The organism is Rhodopirellula sp. JB055, from assembly GCF_043100905.1.
Classification (GTDB): Bacteria; Planctomycetota; Planctomycetia; order Pirellulales; family Pirellulaceae; genus Rhodopirellula.
Genome location: NZ_JBICHO010000282.1, coordinates 1 through 3,114, shown reverse-complemented (window position 1 = coordinate 3,114; position 3,114 = coordinate 1). Strand labels below are relative to the sequence as shown.

The 3,114-nt window shown below is 56.5% G+C and carries 3 protein-coding genes; all 3 read left to right on the top strand.

Annotated elements, in window-relative coordinates; translation table 11 throughout:
• On the top strand, positions 1-1,118 hold a 1,118-nt coding region (locus ACF8AM_RS11395; RefSeq protein ID WP_392555752.1), incomplete at its 5' end, for an FAD-dependent oxidoreductase.
• The gene (locus ACF8AM_RS11390; protein ID WP_392555751.1) at positions 1,115-2,263 is read left to right on the top strand and encodes an efflux RND transporter periplasmic adaptor subunit; all 1,149 of its coding nucleotides are present in this window, start codon (positions 1,115-1,117) and stop codon (positions 2,261-2,263) included. The genes ACF8AM_RS11395 and ACF8AM_RS11390, both read left to right, overlap by 4 nt.
• Positions 2,256-3,114, top strand: an 859-nt coding sequence (locus ACF8AM_RS11385) for an efflux RND transporter permease subunit (protein WP_392555750.1), incomplete at its 3' end; no start/stop codon positions are given. The genes ACF8AM_RS11390 and ACF8AM_RS11385, both read left to right, overlap by 8 nt.

Genomic DNA, 3,114 nt, shown 5'->3' with positions numbered 1-3,114 from the left:
CTCACATTGTTCGGCAATGGGAAACCAATCCGATCCAGGGTTGTGAACTGACCTGTGTCAGCAAGTTCGCAACCGCGACGTACTCGGGGATGTTGCCGGGAACCTTGGGCGGCCAGTTCAACGACGGCGAAATGCGAATCGATTTGGCAGCCCTGTGCGAACGTGCTAGGGCCAAGCTGATTTTGGCAGACACAACCGGCCTCGATTTGGAAACGGGGACGTTGCTATTTGCTGATCACGACGCGGTTCCGTTTGATGCGTTGTCGATCGGTGTTGGCTCGATGCCTGCAGGGTGGGCAAAACACGCGGACTCAGCATCGCTGGTTCCCATCAAACCGATGCAGACCTTTTTGGCTCGTTTGAATCAACGCATGGAAACGCCCCCAAAGGATGTGGCGCGGCCATCGAAGGTGGCGATTGTTGGTGGTGGCGTTGCCAGCGTCGAAATTGCATTGTGTCTACTGCAACAGTGCGAGAGGAATGCACTGAGCCGCCAGGTTGCGATTGAAATTTTCACCAGCAGTGAGACCGTTGCCGAGGGCATGACACCACGCAGTGTCCGCCGCATCCAACGAATCCTCGCGTCACGCGGGATTCAGGTCAATGCCGGGCAACGAGTCACCCACGTTGGGGACACGTTCTTGGAAACCGAAACTGGCGACCGGCACGAGAGTGAGGTCGTGATTTGGGCCACCGGTGCCGCGGCCCCACCGGTGCTGGCGAAGTTGGGTTTGCAGATTGACGATCGCGGTTTCATCGCGACTTCAAAAACGCTTCAGTCGTTGACCGACCCACGTGTTTTCGCCGTTGGCGACTCAGGGACGATCCTGGAATCCCCCGTTCCCAAAGCCGGGGTTTATGCCGTCAGGCAGTGTCCAGTGTTGGCGCACAATCTTCGAGCGTTCTTGTCGGGCGGTTCGCTGAACACATTTGAGCCACAAAGTGACTTCTTGAAGTTGCTGAACACCGGTGACGGTAAAGCGTTTCTGCAGTATGGCTGCGTGACGGCCCATCGTCGTTGGTGCTGGCATCTGAAAACATGGATCGACAAAAGATTCGTTTCCGAATTTCAAGTTGACGGGGGCATTGATTCGTCCCACCAGGAGGCAAACGGATGAGCGGGCAAGTTTACAGAAAGGTGTTCTCAGGGGTTTCCAAATTGGTTGTTGCTGGCGCGGGGATCGTCGCCTTGTTGGCGACGATCGCGTGGCTGTCTGGCATGCTGGAGGAAAAGATCGAGCCGGGGTGGAAGACGCCGGCAGGATTCAAGCTCAGTGGTCAACCAACCGACACGGTTCATGAAGTCGAGAAAGAAACGATCGAAGAGGCCATCGGAACGCTGAAGGCTTCCAGTCGCACGATTGTGTCGGCCAAGTTGATGGCAACGATTGAGGAAATCACGGTCGTGGCTGGCGATCAGGTCGAGAAAGGGCAGACGCTGATCCGTTTGGACGACAAGGAATACCAAAGTCGGTTGGCGCAAGCCAAACGTGCATTGGAAGCCGCGACAGCGAATCGCGAGCAAGCGGAAAAGCATTTCAACCGAGTGAAGTTATTGCAGCAGCAGAATGCCGCTTCTCGATCGGACTTTGACAACGCCAGTCGCGATGTGCAGGTGACGATCGCTGAGGAAGCCAGAGCGATGCAAGCGGTTCGTGAAGCCGAGGTGATGCTTTCCTATGCGACCGTGACTGCGGCGAAGAGTGGCCGAATCGTCGATCGCAGTGCGGAGCCCGGTGACATCGCCCAGCCCGGCCAACCGATTCTGACACTTTACGATGAGACCTCGCTGCGTCTGGAGGCTCCCGTGATGGAGCACTTGGCGGTGAAGCTGCGTCCCGGGGACGAGTTGGATGTCAAAGTGGACGCCCTCGATCGTGTCTTTCGAGCGACGGTGGATGAGATCGTTCCGCAGGCCGACGCGCCGAGTCGTTCGTTCTTGGTGAAGGCCAGCCTGCCGAAATCGGAGGATCTTTATGAAGGCATGTTCGGGCGATTGTTGATTCCATCTGGAACTCGCCGACACCTTTGTTTGAACACCGACGCCGTGGTTCGCATCGGGCAACTCGAATTCGTGGATGTCGCGCTGCCCGATGGAGTCGTGGAACGTCGCTTGATCCAAAGCGGAAACCTGGGGATGCCCGGTCGAAAAGAGGTGCTCAGCGGCGTCGATGTTGGCGAACGAGTCCTATTGCATTCTGAGGACGGAGTTGGCGACGCGGAAGGTTCCATTGATTCAGAAGGGGGGCAGGATCATGAGTGACCAAGTTGCTCGATCCGATGATTCTCCCCTGCTGACTCGGATCGTGGAGGTATTTCTCCGTGGTGACGTTGCGGTCATGTTGATCGTGTTGTCGTTGATGTTGGGGGCCGCTTCGCTGATCCTGACTCCTCGTGAAGAAGAACCGCAGATCGTCGTGCCAATGGCGGATGTGATGGTCTCTGCACCCGGACTTTCCGCCGTGGAAGTGGAGCGGCAGGTCACTGATCGAATTGAAAAACTGCTGTATCAAATCGATGGGGTGGAGTACGTCTATTCGATGTCCAGCCCTGGATCGTGCATCGTCACGGTACGGTTCTTCGTCGGCGAAGACCGGGAAGACTCTCTGGTCAAACTCTACAACAAAATCAATTCCTCCACGGACTTGATCCCGCCAACGGTCGACGCTTGGGTCATCAAACCGATTGAGGTTGATGACGTGCCAATCGTGATTGCGACCTTGTGGTCGGAGCAGCCTGAACGCTATGGCGACCATGAACTGCGACGGATCGCGGAGGAACTGCAGCATGAGTTGCAGTCGATTCCAAACACCAACCGAGTGGATGTGATTGGAGGACGCCCGCGACGCATCAATGTGCAATTGGACGCACAGCGTTTGGCGGCACATCAAGTTTCGCCACTGGACGTGGCTGCAGCCATGCGAGTCAGCAATGTCACTCGCCGCAACGGTCAGTTCGAACAACAGAACCAATCGTTCCATGTTGAAACCGGAACCTATTTTCGCAGCGTCGACGAACTCAGAGAGATGGTGGTCGGCATCAATGGCAACCGGCCGGTGCACTTAAAGAACGTGGCGACGGTGATCGATGGACCTGCTGAGTCGGAAAGCTACA